This window comes from Micromonospora sp. NPDC048871 (assembly GCF_043198155.1).
GTDB lineage: Bacteria > Actinomycetota > Actinomycetes > Mycobacteriales > Micromonosporaceae > Micromonospora.
Window position 1 is genome coordinate 506,290 of the sequence record NZ_JBICUM010000002.1, and the last position, 19,275, is coordinate 525,564.

Genomic DNA, 19,275 nt, shown 5'->3' on the forward strand with positions numbered 1-19,275 from the left:
GGCGCCGATCCGCCCGGACGCCGCAGCGGTCAGATCTCGTCGATCAGGTCGGCCACGGAGTTGACGATGCGGGAGGGACGGTACGGGTAGCGTTCCGCCTCCGTGCGGGTGCTGATGCCGGTCAGCACCAGGATGGTCTCCAACCCGGCCTCCAGGCCACAGAGGATGTCGGTGTCCATCCGGTCACCGATCATCGCGGTGCTCTCCGAGTGGGCGTCGATGGTGTTCAGCGCCGAGCGCATCATCATCGGGTTGGGTTTGCCGACGAAGTACGGCTCCACCCCGGTCGCCTTGGAGATCATCGCGGCCACGGATCCGGCGGCCGGCAGGGCCCCCTCGACCGACGGGCCGGTGGCGTCCGGGTTGGTGCAGATGAACCGGGCCCCGTCGTTGATCAGCCGGATCGCCTTGGTGATCGCCTCGAAGCTGTAGGTGCGGGTCTCCCCCAGCACCACGTAGTCGGGGGCGAAGTCGCTGAGCACGTAGCCGACCGCGTGCAGGGCCGTGGTCAGCCCGGCCTCCCCGATCACGTACGCGGTCCCGCCCGGCCGCTGGTCGGCCAGGAACTGGGCGGTGGCCAGCGCGGAGGACCAGATCGCCTGCTCCGGCACGTCCAGACCCATCCGGGCCAGGCGGGCCTGCAGGTCCCTGGGGGTGTAGATGGAGTTGTTGGTCAGCACCAGGAAGGGCTTGCCGGAGGCGCGCATCCGCTTGATGAACTCCGGGGCACCCGGTATGGGCTGTCCCTCGTGCACCAGCACACCGTCCATGTCGGTGAGCCAACTCTCGACGGGTTTACGGTCTTGCATGCTCGTCTCCGCAGGGGTGTCGGGGTCGGCAGGGCCGGTCAGGAGGGACGGCGGGGCGGGACGCAGCAGACCGAGGGGCAGGTGTCCCACATCGGCAGCTCGCCGAGCCGGCGACGCAGGTCGACCCCGGCCGGGTCGATGCGTTCCTGGACCAGCTCCCGCACCATGGTCACGAAGCGGGGGTCGGTGCCCGGGGTGTCCGCCCGGACATAGTCCAGGCCCAGTCGGGTGGCCGTGTCCCGCGCCTCGGTGTCCAGGTCCCAGATCACCTCAAGGTGGTCGGAGACGAAACCGATCGGGCTGACCACCACCCCGGTCACCTGCTGGTCGGCCAGGGCGGTCAGGTGGTCGTTGATGTCCGGCTCCAGCCACGGGACGTGCGGCGGCCCGGATCGGCTCTGCCACACCAGGTCGTAGGGCAGGTCGGGGGCGGCCCCCGCGTGCACCAGCCGGGCCGTCTCGGCCAGTTGGGCGGTGTACCGGCCACCGTGCGGGCCGGCGCTGTCGGCCATGGTCACCGGTACGGAGTGGGCGGTGAAGACCAGCCGGGTGGTGTCCCGCCGAGCCGGGTCCAGTCGGCTCAGCGCGGCCCGGACGGCGTCGATGTGCGGCTCGACGAAGCCGGGGTGGTCCCAGAACTGGCGCAGCTTCTCGATCACGGGTGCGTCCGAGCCGACCGCGGCCCGGGCGGCGGTGATGTCCTCCTGGTACTGCCGGCAGGAGGAGTACCCGCCGAAGGCGCTGGTGGCGAACGCCAGGGCCCGGCGTACCCCGTCGTCGCGCATCTGGGCCAGGGTGTCCGCGAGCATCGGGTGCCAGTTGCGGTTGCCCCAGTACACCGGCATGTCCAGGCCGTGGGCGGCGAAGTCGGCGCGGACCGCGGCCAGCAGGTCCCGGCACTGCTGGTTGATCGGGGAGACTCCGCCGAAGTGCTGGTAGTGCTCGGCGACCTCGGCCAGCCGCTGCGGCGGGATGCCCCGCCCCCGGGTGACGTTCTGGAGGAAGGGCAGCACGTCGTCCGGCCCCTCCGGGCCACCGAAGGAGACCAGCACCAACGCGTCGTACGCCATGGTGCCATTCTTGCCCCTGCCAGGCGGCGTACCGGCAACGCCCCCGGGTCCCGACCGTTAAGAAGGGCCCCCTGCTCTACCGTAGGCGTTAACAGGGGGCCCTTCCTTTCACCTAGGCGCCGATTGCGTGGTAGCCGCCGTCGACGTGCACGATCTCGCCGGTGGTGGCGGGGAACCAGTCCGACAGCAGGGCCAGGCAGGCCCGGGCGGCCGGCTCCTGGTCGGCTAGGTCCCAGCCCAGCGGGGCCCGTCCGGACCAGGCGTTCTCGAACTGCTCGAAGCCGGGGATCGACCTGGCGGCCATGGTCCGCAGCGGACCGGCGGCGACCAGGTTGCTGCGGATGCCCTGCTTGCCCAGGTGCAGGGCCAGGTAGCGGGAGGTGGACTCCAGCCCGGCCTTGGCCACGCCCATCCAGTCGTACACCGGCCAGGCCTGGGTGGCGTCGAAGGTCAGCCCGACCACCGCGCCGCCCGGCGACATCAGCGGCAGCGCCGCGACGGCCAGGGATTTGTAGGAGTACGTGGAGACGTGCAGGGCGGTCGCCACGTCCTCCCAGGGGGCGTCGAGGAATCCCCCGCCGAGGCAGCTCTGCGGGGCGAACCCGATCGAGTGCACCACCCCGTCCAGGCCGTCGACGTGCTCACGCACCTTGTCGGGCAGCCCGGCCAGGTGTTCGGAGTTGGTCACGTCCAGCTCGATGACGGGTGCCGCCTCGGGCAGCCGCTTGGCGATCCGCTCCACCAGCGAGAGCCGGCCGTACCCGGTCAACACGACCTGGGCGCCGTTCTCCTGGGCGAGCTTGGCGACTGAGAAGGCGATGGAGGCGTCGGTGATGACGCCGGTGACGAGCAGCCGCTTACCGGCCAGCAGTCCGGACATTTTGCTCATTCCTCCGTGCTCAGGTTCAGGGGCCTGCTCGGTTCAGTGGCCCATGCCCATGCCGCCGTCGACCGGGATGACCGCGCCGCTGATGTAGGCGGCACTGTCGCCGGCCAGCCAGGTGACGACCTCGGCGACCTCGTCCGAACTGGCCATCCGGCCCGCCGGGATGGACCTGAGGATCTCCGCCTTGCGCCCCTCGGAGAGCTCGGCGGTCATGTCGGTCTCGATGAAGCCGGGGGCCACCACATTGGCGGTGATGTTGCGGCTGCCCAGCTCACGGGTGATCGAGCGGGCCACCCCGACCAGGCCGGCCTTGCTGGCCGCGTAGTTGACCTGACCGGCCCCGCCGGAGAGACCGACCACCGAGGAGATGAAGATCATGCGACCCCACTTGGCCCGCAGCATCTTCGCCGAGGCCCGCTTGGCGCAGCGGTACGCCCCGGTCAGGTTGGTGTCCAGCACCCGGGTGAACTGCTCCTCGGACATCCGCAGCAGCAGGGTGTCGTCCGTGATGCCGGCGTTGGCGACCAGCACCTCCACCGGGCCGAACTCCGCCTCCACGGCCGTGAACGCCGCGTCGACCGACTCGCTGTCGGTGACGTCGCACCGCACCCCGAAGATCCCGTCGGGTGCGCCGCTGCCCCGGTGCGTGATCGCCACCCGGTCGCCCTGCTTGGCGAACGCCTGGGCGATGGCCAGACCGATGCCGCGGTTGCCACCGGTAACCAACACAGTTCGAGACACGGGCGTCCCTCCAAAAGATCGTTGCGGGTGGAGACTAGGTGCTACCGCACGGTAATCCCTAACCCGTCCCACGTCATCGCACCTATCGTGCTCGCTTCCATCTCGGACGGCGGAAGTGTGCCCATGCGGGGCCATCCCGTCGACTGCCAGCCTTTCCGGCCTCCGCCGCCGGACAGTCGACCCCGGTTCGCGGGGGCGGTCGACCGAATGCGCCCCGGGGCGGTACCGGGTGTACGCTGACGGGCGTTCGCGGGTCGCTCGGCGACCCGTATCGCCCGGACCGACCCCGACCTCAGGAGGTGATCGCTGTGCCAGATAGCGATCCTCCCAGTCGTGGCCGGGCCGACCGCCAGTCACGCTGAGCATCTCTCCGCCTGAGCTGGCCCGCTCCCCGCGCACCCGCCACCGCCCTTCGGCCGTAAGCCGCAGTGGTCGATCCTGCGGGTGCCAACCGGAAGCCCCCGGTCACGACTTCGAGTGTGTGCGTCCCCGATTCACTCCTCGCCGGTCCCGCCATGTCCCGGGCCGACGAACCGCTCACCCCGGAGTCTGTCATGAGCCGCTACGTCGCCCCGCTGGGCTTCACCCTCGCCGCCGTCTGGGTGGCCGTCCTGTTCGTGATGGCCAGCGGCACCCACTGACCGCCCCGGTGGGATCGTGCTCGATCCGGGATCGAGTGGCTAAGCGCACGCCGCCAAGCCACTCGATCCCGGATCGAGCGTGATCACCACGGCAGGGCCGGGGACAGTCAGACCAGGCGGGAGGACCAGAGCAGGCTGGTCGCCCCGGCGCAGAGGGCCAGCAGCAGGGCGATGCCGGCGTACCACTGGGTGATCTCCCGGGCCTCGGTCCGGAAGCCGATCGAGCTGCCCATGTCCTGGTACACCTGCTTGAGCTCGCTGACCGAGGCGGCCTCGTAGAAGTAGCCCTCGGTCGTCTCGGCCAGGGCGGCCAGGGCCATCCGGTCCACCGGCACCCGTTGCAACTGCCCGCCGATGGCCACATGACCGGCGTCCGTACCGAAGGCGATCGTGGAGACCGGCACGTTGGCCGCCTGGGCCGCTGCGGCGGCCTCCTCCACCGACCGGCCGGCCGTGCGGAAGCCGTCGGACAGCAGCACGATCCGGGCCGGGGGGATCCCGGCCGCCCCGTCGGCCGGTACCGACCGGATCGCCTCCAGGCAGGTGAAGACTGCCTCCCCGGTGGCGGTCGCCTCGGCCAGCACCAGCCCGTCGATCGCACTGGTCACCGCCGGACGGTCCTTGGTCGGGGGCACCAGCACGTTCGCCGACTTGGCGAAGGAGACCAACCCCACGTTGTACGTCTCCGGTAGTTCCCGGACGAACTGCTTGGCCGCCTCCTGGGCCGCCTCCAGGCGGTTCGGGGGCACGTCGTCGGCCTGCATCGACAGCGACACGTCGATGGCCAGCATGATGGTGGCGCGTTCCAGGGGTTCCCGGGTGTCCATCGCCGGGCGGGCCAGGGCACCGGCCAGCACCAGCAGAGCCAGCAGGAAGGCGGTCGCCGGAACGTGCCGCCGCCAGCCCAGTCCCTTCGGCGCCACCGTACGCAGCAGGTCCACGTTGGTGAACCGCATCGCGTACTCCCGGCGGCGCAACTGCCGCCAGACGTACAGCGCGGCCAGGGCGAGCACCGGCAGTACGGCCAGCAGCCACCACGGTTGGAGCAGTCGGATCATCGTGTCGTCCCCCGGGTACGCGCGTGCCGTTGCCCGGCAACGAAGCGCACCATGTCCAGCAGCCAGTCTCGGTCCGTACGCAGTCGCAGGTGTGCGGCACCGGCGGTACGCAGGGCGGCGGAGATCTCCGCGCGCTGGGCGGCTGCCGCCGCCGCGTACCGGTGCCGCAGGCCCCGATCGGCGGTCTGCACCTCGTGCAGTTCCCCGGTCTCCGGGTCGACGACGGGCAGCACCCCGACGTCCGGTAGCTCCAGTTCCCGCGGATCGACCACCTCGATCGCCAGCACGTCGTGGCGTACCCGCAGCTTGCGCAGCGGGCGGGCCCACTGGGTCGGCGGGGCCAGGAAGTCGGAGATGACCACCGCGACTCCACGCCGCCGGGGTGGGCGGTTGAGCATGTCCACCAGTGCGCCCAGGTCACTGCGGCCGGGCCGACTCTCCGTGCCGGCGATGGCCCGCAGCATGCCCTGGGCCTCCTTGCGCCCGGACCGGGCCGGCAGCCGGACCAGCCGCCCCGGCCCGACGGGTACGGGTGCCGACCGGCGACCCCGACGCTGGGCGGGCACCTCGTCGCCGCTGCCGACCACCGCGCCGATCCGGTTGCCGCCCCGGACGGTCAGGTGGGTGATGGCCGCCGCCGCGGCGATCACCACCTCCCGCTTGAGCCACCGGCCGGTGCCGAAGTCGAGGCTCGCCGACAGGTCCACCGCCAACCAGGTCTCCAGCTCACGGTCGGCCACCGTACGGCGTACGTGCGGGGTGGTGGTGCGGGCGGTGACCGGCCAGTCCATCCGGCGTACGTCGTCACCGGGGCGGTACTCCCGGGACTCGCCCGCCTCACTGCCCGGGCCCGGCAGCAGCCCGGCGTAGTCGCCCTGCAGCAGCCCGTCGAGTTTGCGGGTGACCAGCAGCTGCAACCGGGCCAGCACGGCCCCGGAGCGGTTGTCCGCCGCCGACGTCGGTTCCCGGTGACCGCTAGGAGGGGTGGTCGAGGTCACGGCCGCTGCCCGGGCCACCCCGAGGTCGGTGCCCCCGCCCCCGGTGGCGGCGGGGTGGCCTGCTGCCGGGGCGCCACCGAGGGCATCGGGATGGTCGACATGACCCGATGCACCACGTGGTCGGCCGGCACGTCGTCGGCCAGGGCGTCGTAGCTGAGCACCAGCCGGTGTCGCAGGATGTCCGGGGCGATGTCCTGAACGTCCTGCGGCAGGGCGTAGTCCCGTCCGCGCAGCAGGGCCAGCGCCCGGGTGGCCCGGACCAGACCGAGGGAGGCCCGTGGGCTGGCACCGTACTGGATCAGTCGCGCCACGTCGGGCATCCCGTGCTCGGCGGGGGTACGGGTGGCCAGCACCAGCCGCACCGCGTAGTCGATCAGGGCATTGTGTACGAACACCTGGTCGGCCTTGCGTTGCAGGGCGATCAGGTCCTCGGTGTCGAAGACCGTGGTGGGCTCGGGCGGGGCCACCCCCATCCGGTAGACGATCTCCCGCTCCTCCGCGTCGGTCGGATAACCCACGACGATCTTCATGAGGAAACGGTCCCGCTGGGCCTCCGGCAGGGGGTAGACCCCCTCCTGCTCGATCGGGTTCTGGGTGGCCATCACCAGGAAGGGGTTCGGTACCCGGTGGCTCTCCCCGCCGATGGAGACCTGCCGCTCGCTCATCACCTCCAGCAGCGCCGACTGCACCTTGGCCGGGGCCCGGTTGATCTCGTCGGCGAGCAGGAAGTTGACGAACACCGGGCCCAGCTCCACGTCGAACTTCTCGCTGGACTGCCGGTAGATCCGGGTGCCCATGATGTCGGCCGGCACCAGGTCCGGGGTGAACTGCACCCGGGCGAAGGAGCCGCCGACGACCTTGGCCAGGGTCTCCACCGCCAGGGTCTTGGCCACCCCGGGCACCCCCTCCAGCAGGCAGTGCCCCCGGGCCAGCAGGGCGACGAACATCCGCTCCACCATCCGGTCCTGCCCGACGATCACCCGTTTGATCTCGAACAGGGCCCGCTCCAGCAGGCCGGCGTCCTGCGCCGGTGTGGTCGGCGCGGCGGGCGCCTGCGGCTGCGTCCCGTTCGGGGTCGGGGCGTCGGGCGTGGTCGGCTGGGCCACCGGTCCTCCACAGCATGAATCGGTCGTCGCGGCGTGTGCGCTACCAAGCCTCGCATGCCCGGCTGAGTACGGACGGCGGGAGCGACCGATTTTCGCCACGCCCGCCCCTCGGCACCGAATCGCCGATCACCAGTGGACAGAATCCGCCTCGGCGTGTGTACCATTCACCCGTCGCCGGGCGGCTTCCCCCGTGGCCGCCCGGCGCTCATCGTCTTTCTCCCGCCGCCCTAGACTGGCCGGGATGAGCGACCCCGACACCTCCACCCAGGTCCTGGTCTGTTCGGCCCGTGGGTGTCACGCCTGCGCCGGGTGGTCACTGCGGTGGAACAATCCCCGTCTGCACCAGCCCGAGCGGCGCAAGACCTGGCTGGCCTGCGACGCGCACCGCGCTCAGCTCAGCGACTTCCTCACCGCACGCGGCTTCCTGCGGGAGGTCGCCCCGCTGAGCGGATCGCCTACCCTCGAAGAGTGGACGGGCACAACAGAAGGCGGGCCCCATGACCGGTGATCAGGTGGGCGGCGGCTCATTGCCGAGGTCGGACGCCGGGCACCCCAGCCCACTTGAGCCGTGGCCGGACACGGTCCACTGGCAGTCGATCTCCCGGGATCTGATCTGGGTGGAGTTGCTGCGGCTGTCCGCCATGGTGGTCGTACTGTCGATCATTCTCGGGGTCGGCTGGGCGTTCACCAGCGCCTGGCCCTTCGGGCTGGCCCTCGGCCTGCTCCTGTTCTTCGCCCTCTGGCGGGCGGTGACGATCGTCCGGGCGGTACACGCCTGGGGCTACGCCGAACGGGAGAACGATCTGCTGGTGCGGCACGGGCTGCTGGTCCGTCGGCTCTCCATCGTGCCGTACTCCCGAATGCAGTTCGTCGATGTCAGTGCCGGCCCCCTGGAGCGGGCCTTCGACCTGGCCACCGTGCAGTTGCACACCGCGGCGGCGGCCAGTGACGCCCGGGTGCCGGGGCTTCGGCCCGCGGAGGCCTCCCGGTTGCGCGACCGGCTCACCGCCCTCGGCGAGGACCGGGCGGAAGGGCTGTGAGCGACCCCGTCGGCGGGGACTCGGACCGCACCCCGCCCTCGCCGGACACCGCACCCTCCGCCAGCTCCCCAACAGCCCCACCCCCGCCAGCCGGCCCATCACCGGTAGCCCCGCCACCACCAGCCGGCCCGTTGCCGGGGGCGGTGCCACCGCAGTATCCGTACGGATATCTCCCGGGCGCGGGGCCGCCGCAGTATCCGCCCGGTGGTTGGCTGGGCTCGCCGCAGGCACCGCAGGCCCGACAGCGGCTGCATCCGCTGAGTCCGGTGCTGCACAGCGCCCGGTCTCTGGTCGTGGTCATCGCCGGGCTGTCCTGGTCGACCTTGTCCCGGGTCGGGTTCGGCTGGTTCGCGGCGATGGTGTCCGTGATCGTCCTGGGCGCTGCCGTGCTGGCCGTGGTCAGTTGGTACAACACCGGCTACCAGGTGGTGGGCCGCGAGCTGCGGATCCACGAAGGGCTGTTGTGGCGCCGGACCCGGGCGATCCCGCTGGAACGCCTCCAGGCCGTCGAGGTGGTCCGGCCCCTGCTCGCCCAGCTCACCGGGTTGGCCGAGTTGCGGTTGGAGGTGGTCGGCGGCGGTAAGACGGAGGCCCCGCTGGCCTTCCTCAGCCTCGCCGAGGCCTCCGCGCTGCGCCAACGCCTGCTGGCCCTGGCCGGGTCACCGACCGTCAGCGCACCCGGTGCCGGGCCCCGGCCCGCTCCGCTGGCCACCCCTGCCGGGGCCGAGCCGCCGGCCGGTAGGCAACTGCATGCGGTACGCAACCATGATCTGCTGATCAGTCAGTTGCTCACCCCCCAGGCGTTCCTGCTGCCGTTCGGTGTGCTCTTCGTCGCCGCGCAGTTCCTGTCGGAGGGTTCCTGGTCGTTCATCGCGGTGGCCAGCACCCTGACCGCGATGGCCGGCATCCTGCTGCAACCGGTTCGCCGGGTGCTGGACGACTGGCGGTTCCAACTGGCCCGCGACGAGGACCGGCTGCGGATCCGCAACGGTCTGCTGGAGACCAGGATGCAGACCGTACCCCTGCACCGGGTGCAGACCGTCGGGGTGACCTGGCCGCTGCTCTGGCGGTTCAAGGGCTGGTTGCGGATGCGCCTGGAGGTGGCGGGCTACTCCGGCGGCGAGCCGGACCAGCGCAGCCGCCCCGACCGTCTGCTGCCGGTCGGTGACCTCCGCACCGCCGAGGCGATCATGGCCGAGGTGCTGCCGGGGGTCGATCTGTCGTCGCTGCCGCTGACCACGCCGCCGGAGCGGGCCCGCTGGCTCAACCCGCTGAGCCGCCAGGTGCTCGGTGCCGGGCTGACCCCGCAGGTCTTCGCGGTGCGTTCCGGCCTGCTGACCCGCCAGGTGACCGTCGTGCCGTACGCCCGGTTGCAGAGTGTCCGGGTGGTGCAGGGGCCGTTGCAGCGACTGCTGCGGCTGGCCACGGTCCATGCCGACACGGCCGGTGGGGCCGGGGCGGCGGCCGTCGACCGGGATCTGGCCGAGGCCTGGGCCCTGGCGGCGGAGTTGTCCGCGCGAGGGCACGCCGCCCGCCAGCAGTGACCGCCCGACCCCACGCCGCCCGCCGCCGGCAGTGACACCCGCTCGACCCCGGCAGTGACCGCCCGAACCGCGAGGGTCGGTCAGCGGGTCGCCGGGACGGTGGTGGGGTCGGCCGGGGTGACCGGCGGGTCGGCGGGGGTGTCCGTCGGGGTGCGGCCTGCCTTTCGGCCGGCCCACCAGCGCTCGGCCAGGCCCACCACCAGGAAGGTCATCCCGACGTACGCCCAACCGACCAGCACGTCGATCACGTAGTGCTCGCCGCTGTAGACCAGGGTGAAGGTCATCGCCAGCGGATACGCCAACAGCAGCGGCCACCAGCGACGCCGCACCCCGCTCAGGAAGAACAGCACCACGAACAGGGCGAAGGCGGTGTGCAGCGACGGCATGGCGGCCACCGGGTTGGAGGCAAGCTGACCGGCGTTGAGCAGGTTGCCGGCGCCGTGCATGCCGAACTCCCGCCACCCCCGGGTGGAGATGCGTGCCACCTCCGTCAGCAGCCCGTTCTGCGCCGCCCACCAGGGCGGGGCGGCCGGGTAGAGGAAGTAGGTGACCAGGCCGGCGGCGCAGAGGAAGAACCAGCGGCGCATGAAGGCCGCCCAGCGGGCGCGAGAGTGCACCCAGAGCACCGCGGCAGCGGCCAGGGCCGCCACGAAGTGGGAGAAGTACACCCAACTGACGAGCACGTCGTACCAGCGCACGTCGGGGTGGTAGAGGTGCTGCTGCAACCAGACCGTCGGCACCTCCCCGCCGGTGAGCCAGCCGAACATCACCCGGTCGGCGAGGATCAACTCGTACGCGTGCGGGACCGTCCCGTCGTGGTAGGCGAAACCACGGGACAGGTTGTACGCGACCAGCAGCAGCACCACCGGCACCCAGTCCCGGGCGAACCGCAGGTGGCTGCGCCACGGGCGGTCGGAGTTCCAGGCGATGGTGCCGGCCCAGATCCAGAAGAAGGCGTACAGGGGGTCGGTGGGCAGGCCGATGGCCAGCCAGCACACCACGAACGCGAGGGCCCACACCAGCATCGCGACCACCCGGCGGCGCCCGTTCTCAGGTGGGACGGGGGCCTCGGTGGGGGCGGTGGGCTGGGGGTCGGTCACAGCAGACATCGCGGACAAGGTTAACGGCGCATCAACCACCGTCTGACGCAGGACCACCTGCCGCGCCGGGGCAGTGACCGGGGTCGCATCCCGCCGGGGCCCGACACGGCCCGGATCGCGGTGATCGTGGCGGCCACCCGCCCCGGCGCCGGGCCAGCACCTACGCTGTGGCCATGCAGGAGCAGTCGGATCATGCCCTGACGCCGGGCCTGGTGGCCCGCGTCGCGTTGACCGTCACCGACGCCGACACCGCCCAGGCCCTGGGCTCCGGCGACGTGCCCGTGCTGGGCACCCCCCGGGTGGTCGCGCTGGCCGAGGCGGCGACCGTGGCGGCGATCACCCGTCAACTGGCGCCCGGGACGACGACGGTCGGCACCCGGGTGGAGTTGGATCACCTGGCCGCGACCCTGGTGGGCCGGACGGTGACCGCCCAGGCCGAACTGACCGCGGTCGACCGGCGTCGGTTGACCTTCGAGGTGACCGTCACCGAAGGTGAGCAGACGGTCGCGCGAGGCCGGGTGGAGCGGGTGCTGGTCGACCGGCAGCGCTTCATCGAGCGGGCGGGCGGAGCCTCATGACGGGTGGCTTCGTCGAGGTCGCCGACCGGGTCCTGGTGCTGCGGGAGCCCCTGCTGGCGGTCAACGTCACCCTGGTGCTGGGCGAGGGGCAGGCCCTGCTGGTCGACACCCTGTCCACCGTTGGGCAGGCGGTCGAGCTGGCCGAGGCGGTACGCGCGGTCACTGCCGACCCGCTGACCCTGGTCAACACCCATCACCACTTCGACCACTGCTTCGGCAACGCCACCCTGGCCGCCGGGGGGTCGCGCCCGATCTGGGCGCACGAACTGGCCGCGGCGGCCTTGCGCGAGGACCCGGAAGGGCTACGCCGGCAGGCGTACGCGGAACTGCGCGACGAGCACCCCGAGCTGGCCGCCGAGGTGACCGAGGTCGAGGTGCTGGCGCCCACCCACACCCTGCGCACCGAGGTCACCCTGGACATCGGGGGGCGGCCGGTGCTGCTGCGCCATCCCGGTCGTGGGCACACCGACGCCGACCTGGTGGTGCAGGTGCCCGACGCCGAGGTGCTGATCGTCGGTGACCTGGTGGAGGAGTCCGGCCCACCCGCCTTCGAGGACTCCTACCCCCTGCAATGGCCGGAGACGGTGGCCGAACTGCTGCGCTGGGCCACCCCCTCGACGGTCGTGGTGCCGGGGCACGGCACGCCGGTGGAGGTCGACTTCGTCCGAGCCCAGCACGCCCAGCTGGTCGAGTTGGCCTGGCTGATCCGGGCCGGGCACACCGGCTCGACCCCACCGGAGCGGGTCGCCGCCGACGCACCCTTTCCGGCCCGGGCCGCGTTGCTGGCCGCCCGTCGCGGCTACGCCGAGTTGGACGGCACGATCTGACCGGGTGACGGCGGGCCGCAGGGGTCAGCCGGGGAACCGGTCGGCGACCTCGGCCCGGGTGGGCATGGCGACCGCGCCCCCGGGGCGCTCGCAGACCAGCCCGGCGACCCGCAGGGCGAAGGCCACCCGCTCGGCCCACCCGGTCGGGTCGACCGGTTCCCCGGCGACCAGCAGGTCAGCGACGAGGGCGGCCAGCACGGAGTCACCCGCACCGGTGGCGTCGACCGCAGCGACCCTCGGCGCCGGTACCCGTACCGGATCGGTGTCGGCGGCGGTGACCACCGCACCGGCGGCGCCCAGGGTGACCACGACGGTGCCGGCCCCCAGTTCCCGCAGGTAGGCCGCCACCCCCTCGGCCGGCTCGCCCGGATAGAGCAGCTCCGCGTCGGCGGCGCTCAACTTGACCAGGTGCGCCCCGGCGGCGAACTCGGCGACCACCTCGCGCAGGTCGGCCAACGCCGCCGGGCCGGAGAGCAGCCGGGGCCGGACGTTGGGGTCGAACACCCGCAGGCCGGTCGCCAGCGACCAGGCCCGCCGGGCGGCGGCCAGCGGTGCCGGCGACAGCAGCACGATCGACCCGCAGGAGAGCACCTGCGCGCCCTGGATCAGCCCGACGTCCAGGTCCTCCGGGTTCAGCAGGGCGTACGAGGGCGGATCGCCGTAGAAGCGGAAGTCCGGTTCGGCGCCGGTGAAGGTGGCCACCGCCAGGGTGGTCGGTACGGCGGCGGTGACCGTGCCGGTCAGACCGACCCCGGCCGAGGTGAGGAAGGTGCGGATCCGTTCGGCGAGCGCGTCCTCACCGAGGGAGCCGACGAACTGCACCGCACCGCCGAGCCGGGCGATGCCCACCGCTACGTTGAGCGGGGCCCCACCGATGGCCTGCCGGTAGACCGGCACACCGTCGTACTCCGTGTCGAGCAGGTCGACCAGCGCCTCGCCGAGCACCACCGCGTATCCCATCGAGCCGATCCTTCCGTCCACTGCCGGGATGTTCAGGCTGGCACAGCCGGGGCCGGTCGGGTGGGCGAGGCGGCGCATCGACCGAGCCGACATCGAGAAATGACTATTGCGCCGATGCGCCGCCCGTGCTGGGATAGTGGGTACCGGGTGACGCGGGGGCTGCGCGTCACCGGCGCCGGGTTCATCGCACGCGAGGGCATTTACGCGTCGACCGCATGCTGACGGCACCCGCCTGTCGGGCTCATCCGACCTGGGCGCGGGTCGCCGCATCGATCGCATCCGCCTAACAGCAGCGGGGTTGGCATACCTCGTCATCCCCCGCGCGTTCCGGCGGGGCCACCGGACCGGTGTCCCCGCGAGTCAGGAGAACCTGTGCACCGTCCTCGTCTGGCCGCGGTATTCTTCGCGGCCGTCACCCTCGCTGCGAGCGCGGTCGTAGCCGTGACCGCCAGCCCCGACCCGGCCGCCGCGCACGGCGCGGCGATGACCCCGGGTGCCCGTACCTACCTCTGTTGGCGTGACGGGCTCTCCCCCACCGGCGAGATCCGTCCGCAGAACCCGGCCTGTGCGGCGGCTGTCGCGCAGAGCGGCACGAACTCCCTCTACAACTGGTTCAGCGTGCTGCGTTCGGACGCCGGCGGTCGCACCACCGGCTTCATTCCGGACGGGCAGCTGTGCAGCGGCGGCGCGACCGGTTTCCGCGGCTTCGACCTGGCCCGCAACGACTGGCCGCTGACCCACCTGACCGCCGGCCGCTCCATGGAGTTCCGGTACAGCAACTGGGCCCACCACCCGGGCACGTTCTACTTCTACGTGACCAAGGACAGCTGGAGCCCGACCCGGGCGCTGGCCTGGAGCGACCTGGAGACCCAGCCGTTCCTCACGGTGACCAACCCGCCGCAGCGCGGCGCGGTCGGCACCAACGACGGCCACTACTACTTCACCGGCACCCTGCCGGCGAACAAGAGTGGCCGGCACATCATCTACTCCCGCTGGGTCCGCTCGGACAGCCAGGAGAACTTCTTCGGCTGCTCCGACGTGGTCTTCGACGGCGGCAACGGTGAGGTGACCGGCATCGGTGGCGGTGGCACCAACCCCCCGCCCACCACCCCGCCGCCCACCACTCCCCCGCCGACCACCCCGCCGCCCACCACCCCGCCGCCGACCACCCCGCCGCCCGGCAACAACAGCGGCTGCTCGGCCACCTTCAAGCTGACCAACAGCTGGTCCGGTGGCTTCCAGGGTGAGGTGGAGATCAAGAACACCGGCACCTCGCCGATCAACGGCTGGACCGCGAACTGGAGCCTGTCCAGCGGTCAGCAGATCAGTCAGGTCTGGAACGCCACGCACACCACGTCCGGATCGTCCGTGACGGCCCGCAACGTGGGGTACAACGGCAGCCTAGGAGCCAACGCCAGTACGAGCTTCGGCTTCCTCGCCAGCGGCACCAGCTCCACCCCCACGATCACCTGCACCGCCAGCTGATCACCAGCACCACGAAGGGGGCCCCGGATCCGGGGCCCCCTTCCGCTTGTCCGTCAGCGCCTCAGCGCCGCCAGCACCCCAAGCGACTCAGTCCGGTCTCGGCACACCGGCCGCCACTGAAAAGGCGCGGTCGGGGCGAGAGTGTCTCGCCCCGACCGCGCCCCGGACCGGGTCATCCCGTCCGCGGAACCGCTCAGCGCAGCGTGTACGCCGTGGGGATGGTTTGCTTCACGGTGTTGCCACCGCTGTCGGCCGCGCTGATCCGCAACCCGACCCCTTCGGCGGCCTGACCCCGCTTCGGGTGCTTGACCGTCGCGGTGTAGGTGTTCTTCCCGGCGGCCTTCGTCGGCGCCGGCTGCCAGCTTCGGCCACCGTCGAAGCTGACCTCCACACGCAGATCGGTCACCTTCGGCGGCGTGCTGAGACGCTCCTGGTAGTAGCCGATGATCGTGACCTGGTGCGCGCTCCCGGCCTTGACCGTGTTGTCCAGGTCAAGACCCAGGTCGTAGCGGAGGAAGATCAGCGGTTCCGGGCGACACTCGCCCGCGCCCCCGACGATGTCGCCCATGCAGGGCTGCAACTCCGAGACGTCCCCCTCGGTCGCCTTGCCCGAGGTGTACTCCCACACGGTCTTGACGCCGTCGGTCTCCGCCTCGAAGGTGTAGCGGGCCGATTCCGGCGGCAGATCATAGGCGACGATGTCACCACCCGCCGCGCATCCCAGCGCGACGATCCCCGCAGCTACCAGCCCCGCGAGTGTTGCCTTTCGCCGCAACGACGGCGACGTCGTGTTCATTGCGTCGGCCTCCCTTTTCGATTCGGCCCTCATCGCTGGCCACCGGAGGTCCGGGCCACCGGGTCACCGGCCGCACCGCTGCCGATCACGGCGGAGAAGGGCGCGAGCCGGCGTTCAAGTTCGTTGCCGGACTCATCGGCGAGCCTGAAGTCACACGCGGACGGCTCGCAGTTGTTGATTCCGAAGTACCCCTCGGCGAGCCCCTCGTTGTTGACGATGCCGATCATCGCCTGGCGGCCGCCGCTGCTGGTGGTCAGATACATGTTCGGGTAGAAGGTGTCAGCCTGCCGGCACCCTGCGCAGAGCGTTCCCGTGTCGAGGGTGAAGCCCGACCTGGTACGGACCTGCGGCACCGCACCGGGCAGGGTCGGACCGGTGTTCCAGTAGACCGTCTGCGCCACACCGGCCAGCAACTCCTGGTCTTCCTGCTGATTCGACGATGGCGTTGGCGTTTCGGTGTGGTCGACCCACGTGAATGCGAACTTGTTGATGGCGTTCTTCTGCCGGGTGACGAACGTGGTGAGCTTGTCTTGCGTGCTCGTGAGCGGCAGGCTGACGGACACCGGGTCCGGGCCGGATTCGGTCCACTGCCCCCACGTCAGGCTGGTGACCTCTCCCGGCCGGCTGGCGTGGAATCGGTGGTCGACCCGGTCAAGGTCGTTGTGTCGCACCTGGTACGGCAGCTTGTTGGGCACCCGACCCGAGTCGTGGAACGCGAGGGTGTAGACCTGCGGGTCGGGGCTGCCGCCGAGCTTGATTCGGACGGACGAGGCCTTCTTCGGCTTGGCCTCGAGCCGCGCGATCAGCTGGTTGGCCTCATCCGCCGGCACGGTCAGGATCGGCAGCGCGGCGTACGGTTCGATTGCCGGGCAGCTCTCCGGCCCGTCCGGGCAGACGATGGTGGGCTCGACGAACGTCAGTCTTTGCAGACCCGGCGGGCCGGCCACCAGCACGCCGACACCCCCCGCGGCAGCCACCGCCGCAACCCGTTCCCGCAGCGAGGTGACCTGACAGGTCGTCGCCGGGCAGATGTCGGTCGGTGTCAGCAGCACCAGCTTGCCCCTGGCATCGATCTTCGCCAGGTCGTCCGCCAATCCCATGCCGCCGTAGACGACAGCCTTCGTCCCGCTGTTCGGCAGCCGGGGAACCCGCAGCCGCAGCGGCTGAGAGAAGGTGTTCTCCCCCTCCGTCCACTGCAGGTCGTTGCGATACACGGAGGCGTCCGGGGTGCTGTAGCGGGCGGACAGGTCGAAGGAGCTGCCCCCACCGGTGACCTTCATGGTGATCAGAGGTGTGGTCTGCACCAGGTAGGCGCTGTGGGTCAGGGTGCCGGTACGCACCTTGTCGGTGGGCAGGGCCCACCAGTTCGGGTCGTAGGCGCCGTAGTTCGATGCGGTTTGTTGCGCCGTCATGTCCCAGTCACCGGTAGCGGACGTCCGCTGGATGACCTGGGCCGCGAAGTAGGTTTCCGTCGGCTTCGGGGTCTTCGCCCTGACCGGTTTCGCCTTACGCAGGTCGAGGGTGACGGTGGTGGGCTTGCTCAGCTTCACCTCGGAGGCCATCGGAAGTGCGCTGTGCTGCTCGCCACGCGCGTCCTGCCAGGTGACCGAGAGGGCGGCGGCGAAGGTGCCCTCGAACAGGCGTGCGGTCATCCGGTCACTGCCGGGCACGCCCACCGCGTCGTCGTGCAGGTGCACCTTGTCATCCACGGGAACGATCAGTGCGTTGCCGTACCTGACGGAGGTGGCACCGGCCGGTGGGATGACGTTGATGGTCAGCTCGATGCGCTCCGGCTCGAGGAAGGCGCTGATCCGATTGGACGCCTGCACGATGCCGTCGGCATCCCGAGCTGTCAGCACACCGGTGTAGCTGCCGTACTGCCCACCGTCCTCCAACACCCTGCCGTCGACGGTGACGGGCACCTCCGCGGTCCCGTGCGCGGCCACGGTCACCGGGTCGGTGCCGAAGCTGAACAGCCCTGCGGGAGCGGACTGGCCGTTGGAGGCGACCGAGGCCGAGAGATTCAGCGTGATCGGCTGGTCGGTGTGGTTGGTGTAGGTGAGCGTCCTGACCACCGGTGAGTGGGGGTAGGTGTGCCGGCCGAAGTGCAGGTTTCCGGTGGTGCTGATGGTCGGGTCGACGGCTCGGGCCAGGTCGACCCGGCCGACGCCCTGGGCGTACACGTCGTGCCCGAGGTCCATGGCGGTGGACATCAGGAGCCCTTTGATCTCTTGCCCAGTCAGCTCCGGGTACTTCTCCGCGATGATGGCCGCGGCTCCGGCAACGTGCGGGGCGGCCATCGAGGTGCCGCTGGCGCTGGTGTAGTGCTCGTCCACCACGGTACCCATCGCCGTACCGGCGGCGCGCGCAGCGACGATCTCGACGCCTGGAGCGGCGATGTCCGGCTTCGCCGCGTTGTCTCCTATTCGCGGTCCGCGGCTGGAGAAGCCGGCCATGGCGTCTTGCTTGTCCACGGCCGCCACGGTCAGTGCCTCGTCGGCAGCTCCCGGGGCTCCGACAGTGCCGCTGCCTGGTCCGGAGTTGCCCGCCGAGACGACGAAGAGGGTTCCCGTGCTGCGGCTCAGGTTGTTGACCGCCTCGCTCAACGGGTCGGTTCCGTCGGTGGCCCCGCCGCCGAGGCTCATGTTCACGACCTTGGCGTCGGAGTGGGCAGCCCACTCCATACCGGCGATGACGGCATCGGTGGGGCAGGAGCCGCCGTCGTTGCAGACCTTGCCGACCATGAGTTTCGCCGCCGGCGCCACTCCCTTGCGCAGTCCGTCGGAGGCGGCACCGCTGCCGGCGACGGTAGCCGCCACGTGCGTCCCATGCCCGTGCCCGTCCTTCGGGCCGCTCGCGTCACCAGTGAAGTCGACCTGCTCGACGATCTTGCCGGCCACATCCGGGTGATTGGGATCGATACCACTGTCGAGTACCGCGACGGTCACACCCGACCCGTCGTAGCCGCGGTCCCACACGATCGGCGCATTGATCTGCGCTACGGAGGTGTCAAGGTTGATGCGGGCCAGTTCGTTGAGCCATACCTTCTTGACTCCGGACAGTGCACCGGCAGTCCTGGCGGCTGCCACGCCGATGTCGTCCTTGCCGCGCACCTCCTGCCACCACCGGCCGTCACCCTGGATGTCCATCGACTGGGCGTTGATGCTGGCCAGAGTGGACCCGGTTGATGCACCGGCCACCTTCGGTGCCGCCCGCATCCGGAGATTCTGGTCGTAGGTGATCAGCACCGGCACCCGGCCGACCGTGCCCTCCGCCACGTGCGCGGCCAGCTTGGCAAGGTCGAACAGGCCCCAGTCCAGCAGACCCTGCTCGATCAGCGACAGTGCGTCGTTCGGTACGACGTAGACGCTGCCCTTCCTGGTGATGGTGTGGAAGGTGACAGTTTCGCCGTCGGGTCTGGGGGCGGCTTCGATCTCCCGTACTACCGGTTTCGCGTCCGCGCCGATACCGACATGCACCTTGTCACCGGTGATCAGTGTCAGCGGCAGGCTTGCGCCGGAGCCGGCAGCGACCCGCAGGGCGTCTTCGCTGATGGTCACCGGCAGGCTCCGGGGCGCCGTGACATCCGGTCGCGGACCCTGCTGGGTTGGCGTTTCGGCGTTCGCCGGCGAGGTT

The 19,275-nt window shown here is 71.1% G+C and carries 18 protein-coding genes; 7 read left to right on the forward strand and 11 right to left on the reverse strand.

Going from position 1 to position 19,275, the window contains the following annotated elements:
* Positions 1-29: 29 nt before the first annotated feature.
* The 4 genes from ACGFIK_RS06905 to fabG all read right to left on the reverse strand — a co-directional run bounded on the left by ACGFIK_RS06905 (position 30) and on the right by fabG (position 3,506).
* Positions 30-899: an HAD-IIA family hydrolase gene (locus ACGFIK_RS06905; protein WP_327025046.1), complete on the reverse strand. Its 870-nt coding sequence runs from the start codon at positions 897-899 to the stop codon at positions 30-32.
* Positions 848-1,879: a ferrochelatase gene (locus ACGFIK_RS06910; protein ID WP_393338148.1), complete on the reverse strand. Its 1,032-nt coding sequence runs from the start codon at positions 1,877-1,879 to the stop codon at positions 848-850. Before ACGFIK_RS06910 ends, ACGFIK_RS06905 begins: the two co-directional genes overlap by 52 nt.
* Positions 1,880-1,991: 112 nt before the next feature.
* Positions 1,992-2,759, reverse strand: a complete 768-nt coding sequence (gene fabI, locus ACGFIK_RS06915; protein WP_327027050.1) for an enoyl-ACP reductase FabI — start codon at positions 2,757-2,759, stop codon at positions 1,992-1,994.
* A gap of 42 nt (positions 2,760-2,801) precedes the next feature.
* Complete coding sequence (fabG, locus tag ACGFIK_RS06920) at positions 2,802-3,506, reverse strand: 3-oxoacyl-ACP reductase FabG (protein ID WP_393338151.1); 705 nt, start codon at positions 3,504-3,506, stop codon at positions 2,802-2,804.
* A gap of 515 nt (positions 3,507-4,021) precedes the next feature.
* Here fabG and ACGFIK_RS06925 point away from each other — a divergent pair.
* On the forward strand, positions 4,022-4,147 hold the full coding sequence (locus ACGFIK_RS06925) for a hypothetical protein (RefSeq protein ID WP_327025043.1): 126 nt from the start codon (positions 4,022-4,024) through the stop codon (positions 4,145-4,147).
* 107 nt (positions 4,148-4,254) lie between these two features.
* On the opposite strand, the gene ACGFIK_RS06930 is transcribed toward ACGFIK_RS06925, so the two are convergent.
* The 3 genes from ACGFIK_RS06930 to ACGFIK_RS06940 are packed head-to-tail and all read right to left on the reverse strand — an operon-like array spanning position 4,255 to position 7,309.
* Positions 4,255-5,205: a VWA domain-containing protein gene (locus ACGFIK_RS06930; RefSeq protein WP_327025042.1), complete on the reverse strand. Its 951-nt coding sequence runs from the start codon at positions 5,203-5,205 to the stop codon at positions 4,255-4,257.
* On the reverse strand, positions 5,202-6,221 hold the full coding sequence (locus ACGFIK_RS06935; protein ID WP_393338154.1) for a DUF58 domain-containing protein: 1,020 nt from the start codon (positions 6,219-6,221) through the stop codon (positions 5,202-5,204). Before ACGFIK_RS06935 ends, ACGFIK_RS06930 begins: the two co-directional genes overlap by 4 nt.
* On the reverse strand, positions 6,200-7,309 hold the full coding sequence (locus ACGFIK_RS06940; protein WP_327025040.1) for a MoxR family ATPase: 1,110 nt from the start codon (positions 7,307-7,309) through the stop codon (positions 6,200-6,202). The genes ACGFIK_RS06935 and ACGFIK_RS06940 overlap by 22 nt, the downstream gene beginning before the upstream one ends.
* Before the next feature lie 241 nt (positions 7,310-7,550).
* Between ACGFIK_RS06940 and ACGFIK_RS06945 the strand changes: the two genes are divergently transcribed.
* The 3 genes from ACGFIK_RS06945 to ACGFIK_RS06955 all read left to right on the forward strand — a co-directional run bounded on the left by ACGFIK_RS06945 (position 7,551) and on the right by ACGFIK_RS06955 (position 9,893).
* Positions 7,551-7,817, forward strand: a complete 267-nt coding sequence (locus ACGFIK_RS06945) for a hypothetical protein (protein WP_327025039.1) — start codon at positions 7,551-7,553, stop codon at positions 7,815-7,817.
* On the forward strand, positions 7,807-8,349 hold the full coding sequence (locus ACGFIK_RS06950) for a PH domain-containing protein (RefSeq protein ID WP_327025038.1): 543 nt from the start codon (positions 7,807-7,809) through the stop codon (positions 8,347-8,349). Before ACGFIK_RS06945 ends, ACGFIK_RS06950 begins: the two co-directional genes overlap by 11 nt.
* A gap of 131 nt (positions 8,350-8,480) precedes the next feature.
* Positions 8,481-9,893 carry a PH domain-containing protein gene (locus ACGFIK_RS06955; RefSeq protein ID WP_393338548.1) on the forward strand — a complete coding sequence of 471 codons (1,413 nt, stop codon included), beginning with the start codon at positions 8,481-8,483 and terminating at the stop codon, positions 9,891-9,893.
* A gap of 80 nt (positions 9,894-9,973) precedes the next feature.
* Here the strand turns inward: ACGFIK_RS06955 and ACGFIK_RS06960 are convergent, their stop codons facing one another.
* The gene (locus ACGFIK_RS06960) at positions 9,974-11,002 is read right to left on the reverse strand and encodes a phosphatase PAP2 family protein (protein WP_393338157.1); all 1,029 of its coding nucleotides are present in this window, start codon (positions 11,000-11,002) and stop codon (positions 9,974-9,976) included.
* 164 nt (positions 11,003-11,166) lie between these two features.
* On the opposite strand from ACGFIK_RS06960, the gene ACGFIK_RS06965 reads away from it, so the two are divergent.
* A complete protein-coding gene (locus tag ACGFIK_RS06965) occupies positions 11,167-11,571 on the forward strand; it encodes a hotdog domain-containing protein (protein ID WP_327025036.1) in 405 nt (134 codons plus the stop codon).
* The gene (locus ACGFIK_RS06970; protein ID WP_393338160.1) at positions 11,568-12,398 is read left to right on the forward strand and encodes an MBL fold metallo-hydrolase; all 831 of its coding nucleotides are present in this window, start codon (positions 11,568-11,570) and stop codon (positions 12,396-12,398) included. Before ACGFIK_RS06965 ends, ACGFIK_RS06970 begins: the two co-directional genes overlap by 4 nt.
* A gap of 24 nt (positions 12,399-12,422) precedes the next feature.
* Here the strand turns inward: ACGFIK_RS06970 and ACGFIK_RS06975 are convergent, their stop codons facing one another.
* On the reverse strand, positions 12,423-13,358 hold the full coding sequence (locus ACGFIK_RS06975) for a PfkB family carbohydrate kinase (protein ID WP_327025034.1): 936 nt from the start codon (positions 13,356-13,358) through the stop codon (positions 12,423-12,425).
* A 372-nt stretch (positions 13,359-13,730) separates the two neighbouring features.
* On the opposite strand from ACGFIK_RS06975, the gene ACGFIK_RS06980 reads away from it, so the two are divergent.
* Positions 13,731-14,843 (forward strand): lytic polysaccharide monooxygenase, encoded by a 1,113-nt coding sequence (locus ACGFIK_RS06980; protein ID WP_393338163.1) that lies wholly within the window; start codon positions 13,731-13,733, stop codon positions 14,841-14,843.
* A gap of 193 nt (positions 14,844-15,036) precedes the next feature.
* On the opposite strand, the gene ACGFIK_RS06985 is transcribed toward ACGFIK_RS06980, so the two are convergent.
* Complete coding sequence (locus ACGFIK_RS06985) at positions 15,037-15,672, reverse strand: hypothetical protein (RefSeq protein ID WP_393338165.1); 636 nt, start codon at positions 15,670-15,672, stop codon at positions 15,037-15,039.
* Complete coding sequence (locus ACGFIK_RS06990) at positions 15,669-19,199, reverse strand: S8 family serine peptidase (protein WP_393338167.1); 3,531 nt, start codon at positions 19,197-19,199, stop codon at positions 15,669-15,671. The genes ACGFIK_RS06985 and ACGFIK_RS06990 overlap by 4 nt, the downstream gene beginning before the upstream one ends.
* Between the last annotated feature and the right edge of the window lie 76 nt (positions 19,200-19,275).